Origin of the sequence: Sphingomonas sp. (assembly GCF_019242355.1) — a bacterium.
GTDB lineage: Bacteria > Pseudomonadota > Alphaproteobacteria > Sphingomonadales > Sphingomonadaceae > Sphingomicrobium.
The window spans coordinates 1-17,650 of sequence record NZ_JAFAVR010000253.1 but is presented as its reverse complement, the minus strand read 5'-3'; the positions used below and the strand labels follow the sequence as shown (position 1 = coordinate 17,650).

At 67.7% G+C, this 17,650-nt stretch carries 13 protein-coding genes; all 13 read right to left on the bottom strand.

Going from position 1 to position 17,650, the window contains the following annotated elements; genetic code table 11:
- Positions 1 to 394, bottom strand: a 394-nt coding sequence (locus JOZ79_RS12185; RefSeq protein ID WP_294074526.1) for an ATP-dependent metallopeptidase FtsH/Yme1/Tma family protein, incomplete at its 3' end; no start/stop codon positions are given.
- A 201-nt stretch (positions 395 to 595) separates the two neighbouring features.
- Positions 596 to 1,039, bottom strand: a complete 444-nt coding sequence (locus JOZ79_RS12180) for a hypothetical protein (protein ID WP_294074523.1) — start codon at positions 1,037 to 1,039, stop codon at positions 596 to 598.
- 21 nt (positions 1,040 to 1,060) lie between these two features.
- The gene (locus JOZ79_RS12175; protein WP_294074520.1) at positions 1,061 to 3,220 is read right to left on the bottom strand and encodes a toll/interleukin-1 receptor domain-containing protein; all 2,160 of its coding nucleotides are present in this window, start codon (positions 3,218 to 3,220) and stop codon (positions 1,061 to 1,063) included.
- Between the two features lie 75 nt (positions 3,221 to 3,295).
- Complete coding sequence (locus JOZ79_RS12170) at positions 3,296 to 5,122, bottom strand: hypothetical protein (protein WP_294074517.1); 1,827 nt, start codon at positions 5,120 to 5,122, stop codon at positions 3,296 to 3,298.
- Between the two features lie 10 nt (positions 5,123 to 5,132).
- Positions 5,133 to 6,131, bottom strand: coding sequence for a tRNA lysidine(34) synthetase TilS (tilS, locus tag JOZ79_RS12165; protein WP_294074514.1), 999 nt, complete (start codon positions 6,129 to 6,131; stop codon positions 5,133 to 5,135).
- 10 nt (positions 6,132 to 6,141) lie between these two features.
- Entirely contained in the window at positions 6,142 to 7,071 is a 930-nt protein-coding gene (locus JOZ79_RS12160; protein WP_294074512.1) for a tetratricopeptide repeat protein, read from the bottom strand.
- 66 nt (positions 7,072 to 7,137) lie between these two features.
- A complete protein-coding gene (locus JOZ79_RS12155; RefSeq protein ID WP_294074509.1) occupies positions 7,138 to 8,064 on the bottom strand; it encodes a helix-turn-helix domain-containing protein in 927 nt (308 codons plus the stop codon).
- A gap of 70 nt (positions 8,065 to 8,134) precedes the next feature.
- Positions 8,135 to 10,402: a phosphoenolpyruvate--protein phosphotransferase gene (ptsP, locus tag JOZ79_RS12150; RefSeq protein ID WP_294074506.1), complete on the bottom strand. Its 2,268-nt coding sequence runs from the start codon at positions 10,400 to 10,402 to the stop codon at positions 8,135 to 8,137.
- A gap of 61 nt (positions 10,403 to 10,463) precedes the next feature.
- Positions 10,464 to 11,348 (bottom strand): hypothetical protein, encoded by an 885-nt coding sequence (locus JOZ79_RS12145; RefSeq protein ID WP_294074503.1) that lies wholly within the window; start codon positions 11,346 to 11,348, stop codon positions 10,464 to 10,466.
- A gap of 858 nt (positions 11,349 to 12,206) precedes the next feature.
- Positions 12,207 to 14,165: a M1 family metallopeptidase gene (locus tag JOZ79_RS12140; protein ID WP_294074501.1), complete on the bottom strand. Its 1,959-nt coding sequence runs from the start codon at positions 14,163 to 14,165 to the stop codon at positions 12,207 to 12,209.
- 17 nt (positions 14,166 to 14,182) lie between these two features.
- Positions 14,183 to 16,006 (bottom strand): DUF885 family protein, encoded by a 1,824-nt coding sequence (locus tag JOZ79_RS12135; protein WP_294074498.1) that lies wholly within the window; start codon positions 16,004 to 16,006, stop codon positions 14,183 to 14,185.
- A 49-nt stretch (positions 16,007 to 16,055) separates the two neighbouring features.
- The gene (locus JOZ79_RS12130; RefSeq protein ID WP_294074529.1) at positions 16,056 to 17,039 is read right to left on the bottom strand and encodes a nitronate monooxygenase; all 984 of its coding nucleotides are present in this window, start codon (positions 17,037 to 17,039) and stop codon (positions 16,056 to 16,058) included.
- A 71-nt stretch (positions 17,040 to 17,110) separates the two neighbouring features.
- Positions 17,111 to 17,650, bottom strand: a 540-nt coding sequence (locus JOZ79_RS12125; RefSeq protein WP_294074496.1) for an ACT domain-containing protein, incomplete at its 5' end; no start/stop codon positions are given.

The following is a 17,650-nucleotide window of genomic DNA, read 5'->3' as shown; positions in this document are numbered from 1 at the left end:
TGCCGATCATCAGCAGGAAGGGGAGGGAATTGTAGAGCATGTACAGCCAGATGCTGCCCTGCTCATCGGCCTTGACCTGAACCCCGACGCCCTTCTGGATCATGTGGTCGGCGATATTGGCGCCGGCCGGAGCAACGGTGTGGAAGTCCTCGCCGCTGTCGAGCTTGCCTGCGATCTCGCTGTTGCCGGTGCTTCCGGTCGACATGGAGACGGTGCGGACATTGCCCTCGTCAACCTGGCGCACGAATTCGGAATAGGCCATCGACTGGCCGCCCGCGGCGCGGGACCCGCCCTCCATCATCTCGACCACAAGGACCACGAGGAACACCACGCCGATGTAGATCAGCAGGTGCCGGGTCCAGGGATTGCCGGGCTTCTTTTCCTTGTCGTTCATCCGTCCGCTTTCGAAGGCCCAGATGGCCTCTCCCTAAGATAGGCGCATCGCATTCAATAACAATGCGAGCTTAGGGAGATGTGAACGCTGCCGCGGCGAACCCTGCAGGGGACGAGGCGAAGACGCCGGGCACGGCGGCGAAGACCGCAGAAGGTGCGCTCTCCCGCGATCATTGCCGCCTCCATGCCCGTGCCCGCGGCGTCAAGCCGAATTCGACTTGCCGCCGTTCGAGATGATCGGGTCGAACGGAGTCACCGTGAAGGGGGAATCGCAGGTGAATTCCCACTGGTAGCTCACGGTCCCCGGAACGTTGTTGTTGTCGGTGAACTGGCCCATCTTCGATGGCCCATTGTTGTTCATGGTGATGCCGACGATCTCACCCGACTGATTGCCGGATCCGACTGGCGGGCACCCCGTAATGTTGTCGGCGGTGTCCAGGCTGGCGAACTTGACGTTCGCGCCCGAATTGTCGGTCAGCGTGAACTGGCAATGGGTCGCGGCTTGACCGGCCCCCACCGAAAAGTTGCCCGGGCCGCTGATGGTGATGAGGTTGCCCGACCGGTTCGCGGTCAGCGGAACGCCATGGGTGGGCTGGTCGAAATCGGCGCGCTTGTCCTGGCGCTCATGCAGGCCTGTATCGTTCATCTCATCCTCCTCGCTCTGTTCTCACTCACTCCTGAATTCAGGCTCGCGATAGCCGATGGCGGCGAGCCGGGCTGACAGTTGGGCGGCTGCGGCAGTCTGTCCGAGGCGTTTTAGAAGACTCTCGTGGATGCTCATCTCGGGTGGGCGTTCAGTAAGCGCCTTCGGGATCATCGCGAGGCCCGCAGCCCAGGCTGCGCGTGCGGCATCGGCATTGCCGGCGGAGCGTTGGACGTCGCCGAGCAGGCGATAGGCCTTGGCGACCACATAGCGATCCTCGACCGGATCCGTGCCGTCAACGGCCTTGGCCGCGTTCACCGCCTGTCCGGCAAGGACGAGGGCTTTAGCCTCGTTGCCGGCGGCGAGCGCGATCGTTCCCTGCATCCGGAGGCAATCGCGTCGGAGCGCGCGCCAATCGGAAATGGTCGCGTCCTTCCTGGAAAGAGAGTTTGAGAGATCGCAGCCGGCCGCGGCCTCGCCGGCGGCCCGCTCGGTCGCGCCCTTGGCCAGGAAGTAGAGCGCCATCTCGAGATGGGCCTGAGCCGCCCGCTCGGTCCATTTGGTGTTGCCCGGCTCGACCGCGAGCAGCCGTTCCGATTGATCCTCGGCGTCGCGGTCGAGCGCAATCGCGCGATCGAACTGGGCGCGATCGGCATAGAGCTTCGCCAATATCCGTTCCGCCACGATGAGCTTCGAGCCGAACTCGGAATCCCGGGTCTTGGCAAGGAGCCGCTTGGCGACATCGACGTCGCGCTCGCGGTCCGTGATCGCCTGGTCGAGGCGGCCCTCCGCCGAATGGGAATCGGCCACCCACGCTAGGGATTCGACCAGCGACTTCTGATTGTCGATGTTCCCGGGGTCCGCGATCGCGAACGCATCGATCGCGCGCACGGCCTGCTCGAGCTTCACAGACGCTTCGGCGTAGCGGCGCTGGTTGTACAGCATCACTCCGAGATTCGCCTCGGCGTTCTGCGACTCCATTCGCCATCGCATGTCGCTGGGGTCGAGCGCGACCTCCCGGTTCGACAGCGTCTCGTATTGGTGAAGGGCGGCCTCGGCGGCTTTCTCGTCGCCGCGGCGCATGGCGATGTCGGCGAGGTAAAAGACATTCTGCGCATGATTGAATATGCGCTGAGGGTCGTCGGGCTTGCGGCGGATCGCCTCGGAGGTGCCCGCCATCGCCTCGCGATACAGGCGCGACGCGCCGTCGAGGTCGCCGCGCGAATTGGCGACATTGGCCATCAGCGACAGAGCGCTGGAGCGCTGCATAAGCGAGGAGTCGGACAGCTCGGCCGTGTCCTGCTTATGGTAATAAGCGAGCACTCGACCGCCGACGCCGTCCAGTGCGTCGAGCCGGCCGATCGGCTCGAGCTTGTCCTTGAGATCGCCGAGCATGAAGCTGATCAGGCCCTCAGCCTCGCGGCGCTGCTCGCGGGCCGAGTCGCGCGCCTGGACGGCGACGATGGCAAGCGTGCTCGTGACCGCCATGCCACCGAGCGAGGCCGCCGCGAGCCAGGCCAGCTGGCGATGACGACGGGTGGCTTCGCGGCGGACCAGCTCGTCGAGGCCGACGCCGATCATCCCCGCGATGAGCTTCAGGAGGGCGAGGCGGCGGCCGTCCCCGGTCTCGCGGAAGTCGGCGGCAAGCGGCTCGGCGCGGCGGCCGGTGGGACGGCCGAGGCTGTCGAAGCGGTGGCGGAGCGCCGGCGGGAAGCATTCCTCGGCCTCGCGGCCCGGAATCTCGCTCGCGAAGGGTTCGCCCGCGACGATCGCGGCGAAGACGCAACCGTCCGGCCGGCTGCGCTTGAATGTCTCGACCTCGGCGTTGGTCCAATGCGATTTGGCCGCCGCGGGCGAGCAAAGCACGATCAGGAACTGGGACGAGGCGAGCGCGGCCTGGATCTCGGTGCCGAGGTCATCGCCGGCGGCAAGCTCGTGACGGTCACGAAACACCGGGTTCAGCCTTTGCGGAACAGTGCCGGTGGCCGTCAGCCGGCCTGCGATCGTCTTGGGTACGTGGAAACATTCGAGCTGACGGTGGAGCCAGTCCGCGAAGTCGGAATCCTTGTGGCTGTAGCTAATAAAGGCATAATAGCGGCGCTTGAATCCGGGTGCGGCTGCCGCGTTCGCGCCGGTCGCAACCGGCGCGCCATCCTCCGCGTCAAACCGGGCATGCTTCCCCATGGCGCTCCCGAGTCCGTTAACGCCTGTTAACACAGAGGTGTCGCCTAAGCGACTCTTGGAGCTTGAAGGGGTGCCCTAGGCCACCGCCAGGGTGTGCTGCTGGTTCAGGAGGCGCCACTCGTCGAGGTCGGACGACATCCGCCGCGCCGCCTGTTCGGTAAGGTCGGCCGCGCGATTGAGGTTGGGTCCGGCGTGAAGTTCCTGGGCGATCGCCGCGAGGGCCTGGGCGGTGGCCTGGGAGCGAAGCGCGCTCACGCCGAACTCGGCCTGGAGGCGTATGCCGAAGATTGCGGTGCCAAGCGCGGGAAAGCCGGCTGACACGAGGAGCGACCAGTTGCTGTAACGGAGCAGGCCATGCAATCCGGCGGCGAAGGTTGCGACCGTCACCACGCAGATCAGCAGCGTCGCCGCGAACAGCAGGCTGCCGGCACGCTCTAGGCGATGATCGAGCCGCTCGATCTCGGCGGCATGGCGGACGTGATAATCGACCTGCGGACGGATCTCATGCTCGGCGACCGAGGCGGCGATCTCGGCTGCGTGGTCGGCGTCGATGCGGGCGGCGGGGCAACCCATCGCCCGCCACAGCCGGGCGCCATACCAGTCGATCCAGCGATGCGGCACCGGATTGGTTGCTGTGCCTGGCGGATCGGGAGCGCCGAGCGCGAGCAGCTTGAGGCTGCGCATCGGCCGCAAGCGCTCGGCAAGCTGACGATAGTCAAGCCAGCGTCGGTGCCACTCGCGGCGGTTGCCGAGCCGGGTGTTGGTGATGATCGCAAGCGTGACGACGAGCTCCGCGCAATCGAAGCCGAACTGCAGTCGCGGTGCCATGAACGCGCCGAGGCCGAGCCAGACCGCAAGCGCGCCAAGCAGGAAGTTGAAGATATGCCCGCTGCGGTACGTGAGCGCGAAGTGCGTCGCCAGGCTGTCGGCCCGGGCATAGGCGTCTTCGAGCAGGTCGAGTGGTGCAACGATGTGAAGGCCGTCGGCGACGTTGCTGCGGAAGCTGCGCCACTCGTCGCGGGTCCATGCTGCGCAATGCGATTCGCGCATCTTGCGGAGCTCGAACCTCTTGATGCCCGCGCAGGCGAGGAGGAGCGGATATTCGAGGCGGCCGCGGATCCGGCGAGGCTTCTCGGCGATGAAGCCGGCGAGGAAGCCGCGCTCCGCCGGGTCGTCGGGCGGCAGCAGCAGCGCCTTCAGCATCCGGTCGACATGGTCGCGATCGAACGGGCGCTCAGCAGTCGGCTCGGCGCGGGAGGTGACGACCATCGGATCGAATGCGCTCCACAGGAGGCGCGGCGGCTGGGCGGGGTCGACAGGGACGTGAAGGACCGGCGTGCCTTGAGCGACGGCAAGGTCAACGACCTCGCCGGTCCCGCCGCGGCCGCGTGGCAGGAGGCCATCCCAGATGGCGATGAGCAAGTCGCAATGGGCGACGGTCGCCCGGCCGGCCATGACATAGGCGTCGAGCTGGTCCGTGGGATCACCCGGCAGCTCAAGCACGCAGGCGCTGCGGTCGAGCAGCGTGTCGAAGAGGTTGAGGCCCTCGTTGCCAATCAGCTCGGCGCGATAGCTTTCGCGGGCGAATGGAAGGACCGCGGTCAACCGATATCCGGCATCCAGCGCGGCGCTGGCTGCGATCTGATCCGCGCCGTCCGCGAGCGGCGAGACGAACTGGTAGGCCGATGCCTTGTCGGAAAAGATCGGGCCGGCCGAGGCCTTGAGCTCGCCCGCGACGGTGGCAATGAGCTCGAGCGCGGCCCGGACCTGTTCGCGCAGCGTGCCGACTTCGCCGAGCGCCTCGCTGCGGTGCCCGGTGACCCCGACACTGACGACGAACGGCAATGGGGTGTAGCCACTGCGTCGCTCGGCGTCCGTTCCCCGCTCGCCTCCCGCTGTCATCGGCTCTGGCTCATACCGGATTACCGTCGCGGCGCGAAGGCACCTGGCGGCGCGGCGGAGCGGGGGAGAAGCGCCACTCGGGACCACCGGCACAAACCACGCCACGGAGCGTGGCCTGGCCCCCCCTGGCGAGGGTTGCAATGAGCGGATCGAGCTCGCGGGCACGAAGCGGCTCTCGCGAGGCTTCGCTTGCCATGGCGGCGATTGCGCGCGTCACGAGGCGACGGAGGATTTCAGGCGGCGCGTCGGACGGCCGATAGGCGAGGGCGCACTCGCGCTTTTCGATGGCGCAGCGCCATTCCTGCTCGACGGCCCAATCGAGCGCATCGTCCGCACTGGCGAGATGTCCGGCAGCGGCGGCGAGGGCGGCAGGGTCGATGTCGTCGGATCGGGCAAGCGCCTGGCGGACCCGGACGCGCTCGAAGCGGCCGTCGGCGTTGCTCGGGTCAGCAATGGCCTGAATGCCGGCGTCGATGCAGATGCGTTCGAGCTCGCCACGGCGCCAGCCGAGCAGGGGCCGCAGCAGCGGAACGTCCGAGCCGGGGACGATCGAGCGTGCGCGCATTGCGGCGAGGCCGCGCACGCCAGCGCCGCGGTTAAGCCGCATCAGCAGGGTCTCGGCCTGGTCATCGGCGTGGTGGCCGGTCAGGACGGCATCGAGCCCGCGCTGCTTCGCCCAGGCGGCGAGGAGGCGATACCGCTCGCTTCGCGCGCGCTCCTGGACCGCGGTCGCCGGCGGCTCCGGCCACTCGGCGGTGAGGATGGTATGCATGACGCCGAGCTCTTCGCAGATGACCGCGGCGCACTCCGCCTCGCCGCGGCTGCCGGGGCGAAGCGCATGGTCTACGGTCGCTGCCTCGACCATCCCGGGCCGCGCCGCAGCAGCGAGCAACAGCAGGGCGAGGCTGTCGGGACCGCCGGACAAGGAGATGCCGAGGCGGACACCGGGGGGCGCTACGGAGTCGAGGTCGGCCCGGAAGCGGTCATTGCAGGCGCCTTCAGGGAGCATCGCCCGCCGTTCAGCTGCATTGTGCCTGGGCCTTGCCGTCCGCGAGGGGCTTCTTGAGATCGGGGCGGAGCTTGGCGCCATAGACGGATTCGAGCTCGGCGTAAGCCTTGCACGATTGGCCGGGCTGGCCGAGCTTCATCAGCGCCTGGCCGAGGTAGAGCAGGCTGTCCTGCGCCCGTTCGCCGCGCGGGTTGCTGCGGTAGTTGGTGAGTAGCACTTCGGCGGCGCCGCGCGCGTCGCCCTTATCGAGCAGCGCGCGGCCGATGAGGTTGTTCGCATAGCTGATGCGGCGATGGCGCGGATACGCGGCGGTGAAGGCACGCAAGGTGGTGATTGCCTGGTCATACTGGCCAGATTCCCACTGGTGGAAGCCCGCGGTGTAGGCATCCTCGCCCGGGTCGGCGGCAGCTGCGGCGCCTGCTGCCGGAACATCGGACGACGCGGACGGCGGACTTTTCGGCGGCAGCGTCGCAGGCCGGCCGCGGGTTGCCGCGTTGGGCGATGGCGGCAAGGCGGCGGACGGCGGCGTTTCGACCGGAGCGGCGACCGGCGCCTGAGACATGCGCTGTTCGAGCGCGCCAATCCGCTGGTCATCGCTCGCGCGAAGGCTGGCGATGCCAGATTCGACCGATTGCAGTCGGTGGCCGTTCTCTTCCGACTGGCGGAGCAGGTCCGCCATCTGCCGCTCGACCGCGTCGAGGCGCTGGTCGAGGGTCAGCACCGACGACTGGGTTGCCGCCGGCTCGGTCGCGAAGCCGGCCGTGTCGGCTGGGCGTCCGCGCGGATAGACCTGCCGCTGCAGTTGGTCGACCTGGCGCTCAAGCCGGTCGATGCGCTGCTCGGGACTCGGTGGCGGCGAGCGCTGGGCGAGAGCTGCGGCCGGGATCAGCGCAAGGCTTGCCGAAGCCGCAACAGCGGCAATCCGAGAGGTGTGATTCACTTGTCTATCCCCACGCTTTGTCAGTCCCGGGACGATGCCCGCCGGCGGCTGTCCCGCCGATGAATCCTATTCGCCCGTGTTGGTCGGTGCCGGAGGCGACGTCGTGTCGACGGCCGGAGCAGTGGCGGCCGGCACGGTCGGCTGGGGAGCCGCAGCCGCGGCCGGAGTAGCCGTGTGATGGGTGCGCGCCGTCGGCCTCGACGCACCCGACGGAGGCGCGGGAACGGTAGCGGAAGCGGCAGCGTCCGGGCCCTTCATCAGGTTGGCGGGCAGCAAGCTGACGGTGACTTTGGTGGCGGCGGGCCCGACCTGCGGCGCGGTTGCGGTACCGACGGTGACCTTCAGCCCTTCCGCCTTGGCCGTTGTCAGGATTGGGGCAGCGGCGGTCGTCGGCACCTGATAGGTTTCGCCCGGCTGCAGGATGCCCTGCTTGATGACCTTGCCCTGGTCCTTGACCGAAACCCAGACGGGCTGAGTCGCGGCGAGGATGACGGGGCCCTGGGCTGCGGCCTGGGCGGCGGGCGCGGTCGGCTGTGCGGGGCCTTGCGCGGCTGGCGCGGCCGCTGCCGGTTGCTCAGCCTGATTGTCATCGTGGAGCGAGCGATTGCTGAGCCATGTCATTACGACGATGACGAGCGCGACGGCAGCAATCGCAGCGAGAACCAGCCAGCGCGGCATGCTCCGCGCGGGATCGGCGGGTTCGAATACCTCCATTGCGGTGGTGGGCGCGCGCGCCCCGCCCATTTCGGTGCGCAGCTGCTCGCCGATGTCGGTTCGATCGAGACCGACGGCGGACGCGTAGCTCTTGGCGAAGCCGATCGTGTAGGTCGGCGCGGGCAAATTCTCCCAGTCGGCTTGCTCGACGCTCTCCAGGTGGCGGCGCGGGATCCGGGTCTGGGCGGCGACGTCTTCGAGGCTCAGCCCCTTCTCCTCGCGCGCGGCGCGGAGGCGCTCGCCCGCGGTTGGGACTTCCGTCTCGTCGAGTTCGTCCATACGCTCGCCTACAAATTCACGTGGGTTACTGTGGGCGCTGCGGCCGGACTGTCAACCGGCAATGGCCCTTTCAGTCGATTGTGACCGAATGCCGGCGGGCCCAGTCGGTCAGCGCCTTGCGCATGTCGCGCGGCGGCCGGGCAAGCAGCTGGTCGAGCCGCTTGCGCAGCGCGGCGGCGTCGAGCGAGCGGACCATCGCCTTGACCGGCCCGACCCCGGCCGGCGTGATCGAGACCGCGTCGGCGCCGAGGCCAACCAGCGCCATCGCTTCCAGCGGCCGGCCGGCCATCTCGCCGCAAACGCGCACCGGCACGTCGGCCTCGCGGGCGGCGTCGAGGACCCGCTTCAGGAAGCGCAGGATGGCCGGGCTCAGCCAGTCGTAACGCTGTGCGAGCCGCGGGTCCGAACGGTCGGCGGCGAACAGGAACTGGGTGAGGTCGTTGGTTCCGATCGACAGGAAATCGACGCGCGGAAGCAGCTGGTCGAGCGTCTCCGCCAGGCTCGGCACCTCCAGCATCGCGCCATATTCGATCCGGGTCGGAAGCTTGCGATGGGCTTTGCGGGCCCATTCCACCTGCTCCTCGACAAGCTTTCGCGCCTCCTCATATTCCCAGGGCTCGGAGACCATCGGGAACATCACCCGGAGCACCCGGCCGGCGGATGCCTCGATCAGTGCCCGTGCCTGGGCGATCATAAGCGTCGAGCGGTCGAGCGAGAGACGTAGCGCGCGCCACCCCATCGCCGGGTTTTCGGCCTCGTCATGGACGTCGGACAGGTAAGGCAGTGCCTTGTCGCCGCCGATGTCGACGGTTCGGAAGACGACCGGGCGGTCGCCGGCGAACTCGAGTACTCGGGTATAAAGGCGCTGCTGACGATCGCGGCCGGGCAGGGTGGCGGAAACAAGGAACTGGAACTCGGTCCGGAAGAGGCCGATCCCGTCAGCGCCGGTCGCGTCGAGCGAAGCGGCGTCCTCGGCGAGGCCGGCGTTCACCATCACGCCCACCTGCAGCCCGTCGCGCGTGACCGCTGGGAGCGCTTTCTGGGCTGCGAACTCGGCGCGACGCTTGTGGCTCATCACCATGCGCTGCTCGAAGCTGGTCAGGAGCGGCCTGGTCGGGCGGATAATGACGCTGCCGTTGTCGCCGTCGACGAGGATGGTCTCGCCGTCCTCGACGCTGTGCCGGATGTCGTTGAGGCGGCCGATGACCGGAATGCCGATGGCCCTGGCCACGATCGTCATGTGCGAGGTCAGCGAGCCTTCCTCGAGCAGCACCGCCTTCAGGCGGCGACGGTCATATTCGAGCAACTCTGCCGGTCCTAGGTTGCGGGCAATGAGGACAGTGTCTCGGGTCAGGCCGGTCTGGGCGGCGGTGCCCATGCGTCCGGACACGATGCGCAGCAGCCGGTTCGACAGGTCCTCGAGGTCGTGCATCCGCTCCTGCAAGAGCGGATCGTCGATATCGCGCATCCGGGCGCGCATCCGCTGCTGCACGCGTTCGATCGCCGCTTCGGCGGTGAGGCCGCTGTCGATCGCCTCGTTGATCCGGCGCGACCAGCCTTCGTCATAGGCGAACATCCGGTAGGTCTCTAGGATCTCCTGGTGCTCGCCGGCGATCCCGAACTCGGCGTCGCGAGTCATTGAGTCGATCTGCTCGCGCATCTTCCGGAAGGCGGAATAGACGCGGTCGCGCTCAGCCTCGATGTCCTCGGCGACGGTGTGCTCCACGACCACGCGCGGCTCGTGGAACACGGCCTCGCCCCGGGCCATGCCGGCGACGAGCTTGAGCCCGGCGAGGCGAAGCGGCCCCGCACTGCGGATCCGGGCGCGACGGGCGCCGTCGACCAGGCGGGCGGCGCCGATCATCTCTGACAGGACCATTGCAACGGTCTGCAGCGCCTCGATCTCGACATCCTCGTAGCGGCGCGGCTCGGCATGCTGGACGGCGAGCACGCCGATCGGGCTTTCGAGGCGAACGATGGGAACGCCGGCAAAGCTGTGGAAACGCTCCTCTCCGGTCTCGGGGCGATACGCGAAGGCCGGGTGGTGGGCGGCCTCGGCGAGGTTGAGAATGCGCCCTTCCTCGGCGATCGTCCCGACCAGGCCCTCGCCGAGCTTGAGCCTGGTGACATGCACCGCTTCCTTGCGCAGGCCATGGGTCGCGAACAGCTCGAGCTTGCCGTCGCGCAGCAGGTAGATGGAACAGACCTCGCTTTGCATCTTGTCGGCGATGAGCTCGACGACGCGGTCGAGCTTGCTCTGTACCGACCCGCGCGCAGCCATGACCTCGTGGAGACCGGTCAGGATCTCGCGAGCGGAAGCGGCGGCGGACGCGGGCATGCCGCGCCCGGTATCAGATAGGGCGGCGCGGAGTCACGCCGTCCCGGTCACCCGGCGGGCTTTACTTCGCCGGAGGGGGAGCCGCCGGCGCTGCCGGAGCGGAAGGCGCCGCCGGCGCACCGGCAAACCCGCACTGCTTCTGCTCCATCGGGATCTGCTGTGTGATCCGCGTCGCGTTCTGGGCGTAGGCTTCCTGCACCGAGCCATGATTGACGGTCTTGTTCCGCAGTGGGCTGACAGCCTGGCAGAGGTGGAAGACGTGCGGCGTCGACGCCTTGGCGGCGCCGTTCTCCGGAGCGATCCAGTAGACGACGTCCTGCCCCGCCGGGTTGGCCGCGCTCTTGGTCGCGTTGGTGACCGTGGCGGTATCCTGAGCGATGGCCTTGGCCTGCTCGGCAACCTCGGGCGAGCAGTCCTTGGTCGGCTGTCCGGCTTTGATCTCCGCCGCGCAGCTGTTCATGTCCTTGGTATACTTCTCGACCGACGGCGGGTGATAACTGACCCCGAACAGGGTCGCGACGATGGCGACGACGACGCCGACGCCCCCGGCGATCTTCTTGTTCTTGGGATCCATGTCCTTGTCCATGAAGATGAGGACGAGGAGCGGCAGGAAGGCGATGACCGTGATGATCGCGCCCAGCTGGTTCTGGAAGAAGAAGCGGGCGCGGTCGGCCTCGCGCGCCGGGTCCTGGCGGTTGGCGGCCTTCCACATCAGACTGCCGGCGATCGCGAACACGCCGATGAGAACGAGAAGCCCGATCAGGAGGCCCGTGTTGCCGTGGTCGAACTTGTGCTGGAGGAGCATGACGACGCCGGCGATCTCGGCGGCGATGGCGACGGCCCAGGCCATCCCGGCGAAGATGCGCAGCCGCGTGGCTGCGGACTGCTGGCCGTGGGTTGCGCGCCACTCCCTGGTGACGTCGACGTCTGGCTTGTTGTCGGACATGGATCAGGCCTCCCTGTTTGGGCGGCCGTCGAACGGGAGGCTGCCCCATCCCCGGCCCGCATCAACCTAGCAACAGCATTAGTTACGGAAGTGGCAGGGCGTCCGCAATGGGGCCGGTGGGTTCCGGCGCGAAGCTCGCCATGGCCGCGATTTGTCCCCTTTTCTGATTGATCGCCAATGTCTGCAATGGGTGGAAACCGGACATTCGGCCAGTTACTTGTCGAGCCAATGCCCATGATGAGCTTATATGTACTCACCGTCGTTCTCTACGTCGCGTCCGGGTTGCTCCTGGGTGCCGCAGCTTGGTCTTGGCGCAATCTCGCTCGACGTGATCGGGTAATTGATACTCGGGCCTTCCGGAAACCCGCGCGACTGACAGCTATTAGTCTGGCGATGCTTGCGGGAACTCTCCTTTGCGACGCCTTGGTTGGCGTTCTTTCAAGCCCGTGCGGGGCGCTGAGTCCTTGTGACGCACATACGACGACGAACTCTTCGGTCACTGTCCATCTCGAGGAGGCGACTCCACCCCTCGATGCCGCTCTGATTGACGAAAGCGACCAACTCATCCGCGCCTGCAACAACGGACAGGGGAGTGCGTGCGGTGCAGCGGGTCGGATCGCGAGTGCACTGGAGTCTCGCGGCTACTGCCGACCGGACGCGAGTGGGCGTTGGGAGAAGACGCCGGAATGCGCCCAGATCATCGGCAAGCCGGACTTGAAACTCGGCCTGCCAATTGCCGGTCGAATCAATTCCACGCCGCAATCAATGGGAGGCAGAGGTTGGCGACGGCGAATGGGTGCGGCGAACTAGGCTAGGCGGCTCGAGAAAGGACTGCTGCGGAAGTGGAGGCCTGCACGATCACCGAGGCTGAAACAGGTTGTTGCTGCGATCCCTGTCCGGAATCTTGTGATCGGGATCAAGTTCCGCGCGCACCGCCGGTGATGCGCCCGGCACCGGCACGTCGGTCGCCGCCTGCCTGATCCAGGTTTCGGCGGGCAGGCGGATGTCGCGGCGGGTGCCGTCGGCGAACGTCACTCGAAGGGTCACCGGCATGACCAGCTTGTCGCGGGTCTCGACCCGGACGGCGCTGCCGCCGGGGACCTGGCGGATGCCGGTGACGGCGAGGTCGAGCTGCCAGTTGTTCGCGTACCAGCCGCGCCACCACCAGCCGAGGTCCTCGCCGGTCTCGCTCTGCATCATGCGGAAGAAGTCGGCGGGCTTGGGATGCTTGAACGCCCAGGCGACGATGAAGCGGCGGAAGGCGGGGTCGAAGCGCTCGGGGCCGAGGATCTGTTCGCGTAGAAGGACGAGGCCGAGCGCGGACTTGAAGTAAGTGACCGGGTGCCGGTATTTCTCGATCACGCTGTCGGCGCGGGTCAGGATCGGCGGCGCGTCGGGGTCGGCGAGGATGGGCAGGATCTCGTCGACCGGGTTGCCGCCGCCGGGCGCATATTCGCTGTCGCGCTTGGGCGCATATTCGCCGTGGTTGAACTCGTCCGATTCATAGACGTCGATGAAGGTGTTGAACCCCTCGTCCATCCAGGCGTCGCGGCGCTCGTTGAAGCCGACGATCATCGGAAACCAGCTGTGGCCGATCTCGTGCGCGGCGATCCAGAATGTCGGCTTGGGCGGCGACGTAATGTCGTCGAAGACGATGCCGGGATATTCCATTCCGGCGGCGGGGCCGGCGACGTTGATCGCGGCGGGCCAGGGATAAGGGTACCATTTGGCCGAGTAACGCTCGACCGCGTCCTTCATATATTCGGTCGAGCGGTTCCAGGCCGTCGCTTCCGGCGGGTAGACGGACTCGGCGAGCGCACTCCTGCCCCCGGGAAGGTTGATGCGGGCGGCGTCCCAGTCGAAGGCGGGCGAGGCCGCGAACGCAACGTCGCGGCTGTCGTGCATGCGGAAATGCCACGTGCGCTCCGCCGACGGTGAGCCGAACGGCTCGGCGGTGGAGCGGATCATCACGGTTCGGTCGCTGTTACGTGCCTGCGCGAGCCGGGCGCGCATCGCGGCCGGCAGGACCTGCGCTTCGTTCACCAACTCGCCCGATCCGGCGACCACATAGTTCGCCGGCAGCGTCAGCGAATAATCGAAGTCGCCGTACTCGAGGTAGAATTCCTGCTGCAGGTAGGGGAGTGGGTCCCAGCCACGGATGTCGTCGTAGACCGCCATGCGCGGGTACCATTGGGCGACGCTGTAGATGTCGCCGCCCGGGTTCGGCATCCAGCCGGTGCGGCCGCCCCACGGGTCCTGCGGGACGGTATAGTGATAGGCGATGCGCACGATCGCCTGGCCCCTGGAGGCGAGCAGCGTGGGGAGACGAAGCTGCGCGCGGGTGTCGCTGACCAGCGGCTGTACGGATACGAACCTGCCGCCGCCGACCGCGACCTCGGCGGAATCGAGCATCATGCCGGCGGTGCTCGGCGTGATCCCGTTGCCACGCGCGCCGACCCCGCTCGATAGAGTGCCGCGCGAGTCCGGGCGGTAGATGTTCTGGTCGAGCTGCAGCCACAGGACGTCGAGCGAGTCCGGGCTGTTGTTCGTGTAGCGAATCTCGACCGTGCCACGGATCGAGTGAGTCGCGGGGTCGAGCGTCGCCTGGATGGTGTAGTCGGGGTGGTTCTGCCAATAGGCCGGGCCGGGGAGGCCGCTGCCCGAACGGACCGCGTTGGCCGACGGGCCGAAGTCGAACGGCGCAAACGCTTCGCGCGGGTCGTAGCGGCTGGCCGGCACGCTTGGCGGCGGAGCGGCGGCGGTCAGGACCGGGCCGGCGATCAGGAGCGCTGCACGCGCGATGGTCGGAAGACGCATGTCGGCTCCTCGGCTCGTCAGGCGCTGTGCGAGGCGATCCAGCGGTCGCCCTCCGCCTGCAGGATTTCGAGGGGGACCCGACCGGTGCCGAGCACGGCCTCGTGGAACGCCTTGATGTCGAAGCGCGGCCCGAACTTCGCCTGCGCCTTCGCCCTCAGGCCGGTGAAGACCGAATGGCCGAGCTTGTAGCTCGCGGCTTGGCCGGGCGTGACGCAATAGCGTTCGACCTCACGGGTGGCGAAGCCGGGCGCTTCGCCGTCCTGGTCGATGAAATATTGGATCGCCTGCTCGCGCGTCCAGCGAAGATAGTGGAGACCGGTGTCGACGACGCAGCGGTTGGCGCGGAACAGCTGGAACTTGAGGTAGCCGAGGCGGCCGAGAGGATCGTCGTCGTACATCCCCATCTCGTCCGCCAGCTGCTCGGCATAGAGCGCCCAGCCCTCGGCATAGCCGGAGAAGCCGCCGGTCTTGCGGATCAGCGGAAGGTCCTTGTTCGACAGCGCGAGGCCGCCTTCCAGCTGATGGCCGGGCAAGCCCTCGTGGTAGACCGTCGTCGCCAGGCAGAACTTGGGCCACTCGGCGGTGTCGTGCAGGTTGAAATAGACGAGGCCGGGCCGTGAGCCGTCGAGTGCCGGGCCTTGCGAGAAGGCCGAAGGGGCGCCCGCTTCGGTCTGCGGGGGCACTCGGCGGACTTCGAACTGATAGGGCGGAAGGCGGTTGAAGCGGGTCGGCAGCCGTGTCCGGATCGCCGCCAGGCGCGCATTGCAATAAGCGATGGCCTGCGCCTTGCCCGCGTCGGTGTTCGGATAGAGCTGCGCCGGGTCCTTGTAGAGCGCGGCCATGCGCTCGCCGACCGTGCCGCGAGTCATGCCCTGGGCCTTCAGCTGCTGGTCGAGCCGGGCGGAGATCTCGCGCGCCTGGTCGAGGCCGAACTTGTGGATCTCAGCCGGGCTGAGGCGGGTCGTGGTCGTGGTGTGCAGCGCGGTTTCGTAGAAGGCCGGGCCGTCCCTGAAGCGCCAGATGCCGGCGTCGTGGACGGCGTGCGGACGGAGCGAATGGACCAAGGCGAGCTGGCGATCGAGCGCGGGCAGCACTTTGCTGTCCCAGATCGCGGCGGCGTCGGTGACATAGTGAGCGGGCAGTCCCTTGGCGGCAGCGCGGCGCGCAATCGACTTCACCGCGACGGCATCGGCGGACGGGACCCGCGTCTTGGTCATCTGGTCGAGCGTCGTGTCGAGAATGAAGTCCGGCGGCGAGACTCCGAGCCCGGCGTCATGGCGCATCCGCGCCGTCTCGTCGTCGAGCTGGCCGGCGAAGGCATTGAGGCGAGCGAGATAGGCGCCGGCGTCGGCGGCCGTGTCGATCGGGTGCTTGGTGTCGAGGAAGTCGGGGACCTGCTGGTAGGCGCCGGTCAGCTGGCTGACGACATAGGGCGAGGGGCCGTAGCCGAAGCCGCCGAAGTCGTAGGCCTGCACCGCTGCGGTTGATTGACGTGTGTAGAGGACCGTCTCCCAGTCAACGCGGTCGGCGGGAGACAGCGTCTTGGGATCGATTGCCTGCAGCCGGCGGATGTCCGCCTGGGTCTGGGCCTTCGCAGCCGCGCGTCCGCCGTCGCTTTCATCGGTCAGCTTGGAGCGCAGGTCGGCGTTCGGACCCTTGTCGAGGCCGAGCTGGGTCGCCGATTCGGGGCGGAGCCGAAGCTGTTCCTGGAAGAGCGCGTCGAACAGGCCGGCAAGCTCGGGCGAGCGGCCGGTGGCGGGAGCGGCAAGGGCGCGCATCGGCAGCGCCAGGGTTGCACCGCACGCAGCACCGGTCATCAGGAACGCGCGTCTGTCGAGCATTGCAATTCTCCAGTTCGGGCTGATCTCGTAAGCGCCGGACAAGTGTCCGTCAGGTCCGGCTGTCGAGCGCAGCCGCCGCTTCGTCGACCAGTTCGCGGATGATGTCGGCGACCGGCTCCTCGCGCGTGACCATGCCGACCGACTGCCCGGCCATGACTGAACCGGCCTCGACGTCGCCGTCGATGACCGCCTTGCGCAGAGCGCCGGCCCAATAATGCTCGATCTGGAGCTGGGCTTCGGCCATTTCGATGTCGCCCTTGTCGAGGAGGTCGGCGACCTCGCGCTGCTTGGCGGCAAAGCGTTCCATCTCGCGGTTCTTCAACGCGCGGACGGGGATGACCGGAAGACGCGGGTCGATCTGGACCGAGGGAATGGCATCGCGGGCGGAGGCACGCAGGAAGGCCTTCTTGAAGTTCGGGTGAGCAATGCACTCGGTCGCGCAGACGAAGCGCGTGCCGAGCTGCACACCGACCGCGCCCATTTCGAGATAGGCGGCAACCGCTTCGCCGCGAGCGATGCCGCCGGCGACGAACACCGGGATGTCGCCGGCCACGACGGGCAGGATCTCCTGCGCAAGGACCGAGGTCGAAACCGGACCGATGTGGCCGCCGGCCTCCATGCCTTCGATGACGAGGGCGTCGACGCCGGAGCGCATCAGCTTCTTGGCGAGCGCGAGGGCGGGGGCGAAGGCGATCAGCTTGGCGCCGCTCGCCTTGATCCGCTCGATCGCTCCGCCGGGCGGCAAGCCGCCGGCGAGGACGACATGGCCGACGCCATGCCTGGCACAGACATCGATCAGCTCAGAAAGCTGCGGGTGCATGGTGATGAGGTTGACGCCGAACGGGCGTGTCGTGCGCGTCTTCGTCTCCGCGATTTCGGTGTCGAGCAGCTCCGGGCTCATCGCCCCGCACGCGATCACGCCGAAGCCGCCCGCGTTGGAGATGGCGGAGACGAGGTTTCTCTCGGAAATCCAGCTCATCGCGCCGCCCAGGATCGCGACTTCGCAGCCGAGCAGCTCGGTGCCGCGCCGCATCAGCGCCTCGAGGCGGCGGTGACCGACCGAGCGCTGAAGCCCGCGCGGATCGGCGATCAAGCCCTCGCCGCTCACGCCGCGTCCTCCCGTTCAGCGTCGAGTCCGAAGGCGGTGTGAAGCACTCGCACCGCCAGCTCAAGCTCGTCCTCGGCAATCAGCGCGCTGACCTTGATCTCGCTGGTCGAGACGGCGAGCAGGTTGATCTTGCGTTCGGCCAGAACCTCGAACATTCGGGCGGCAAGCTGCGGGTTCGAGCGAATCCCGACGCCCACGATGCTGACCTTGGCGACGGCGTCGTCGTGGAGCAGCCCGGAAAAGCCGATGTAGGTCTTGCGCTGCTCGATCACCGCCATTGCCTGCGACAGGCTGGCGCGCGGGACGGTGAAGGTGAGGTCGGATGCGCCGCTGTCGGGCGTCGCCGCGTGGACGACCATGTCGAAGGCAATCCCGGCCTTGGCGAGCGGGCTCATCACTGCAGCGACGGTCCCCGGCGTATCGGGGACGCCCGTCAGCGTGATCCGTGCCTCGTTGCGGTCGGCGGCGATGCCGGCGATCAGCTGTCGTTCCATATGGTCTCCCGAAAGCTCGGCGACGATGTCGGTACCGGGCTT

Coding starts and splice junctions, on each gene's coding strand:
- JOZ79_RS12180 (WP_294074523.1), bottom strand. CDS start 1,039: ATGAACGATACAGGCCTGCATGAGCGCCAGGACAAGCGCGCCGATTTC.
- JOZ79_RS12175 (WP_294074520.1), bottom strand. CDS start 3,220: ATGGGGAAGCATGCCCGGTTTGACGCGGAGGATGGCGCGCCGGTTGCG.
- JOZ79_RS12170 (WP_294074517.1), bottom strand. CDS start 5,122: ATGACAGCGGGAGGCGAGCGGGGAACGGACGCCGAGCGACGCAGTGGC.
- tilS (WP_294074514.1), bottom strand. CDS start 6,131: ATGCTCCCTGAAGGCGCCTGCAATGACCGCTTCCGGGCCGACCTCGAC.
- JOZ79_RS12155 (WP_294074509.1), bottom strand. CDS start 8,064: ATGGACGAACTCGACGAGACGGAAGTCCCAACCGCGGGCGAGCGCCTC.
- ptsP (WP_294074506.1), bottom strand. CDS start 10,402: ATGCCCGCGTCCGCCGCCGCTTCCGCTCGCGAGATCCTGACCGGTCTC.
- JOZ79_RS12145 (WP_294074503.1), bottom strand. CDS start 11,348: ATGTCCGACAACAAGCCAGACGTCGACGTCACCAGGGAGTGGCGCGCA.
- JOZ79_RS12140 (WP_294074501.1), bottom strand. CDS start 14,165: ATGCGTCTTCCGACCATCGCGCGTGCAGCGCTCCTGATCGCCGGCCCG.
- JOZ79_RS12135 (WP_294074498.1), bottom strand. CDS start 16,006: ATGCTCGACAGACGCGCGTTCCTGATGACCGGTGCTGCGTGCGGTGCA.
- JOZ79_RS12130 (WP_294074529.1), bottom strand. CDS start 17,039: ATGCGGCGCGGCACCGAGCTGCTCGGCTGCGAAGTCGCGATCCTGGGC.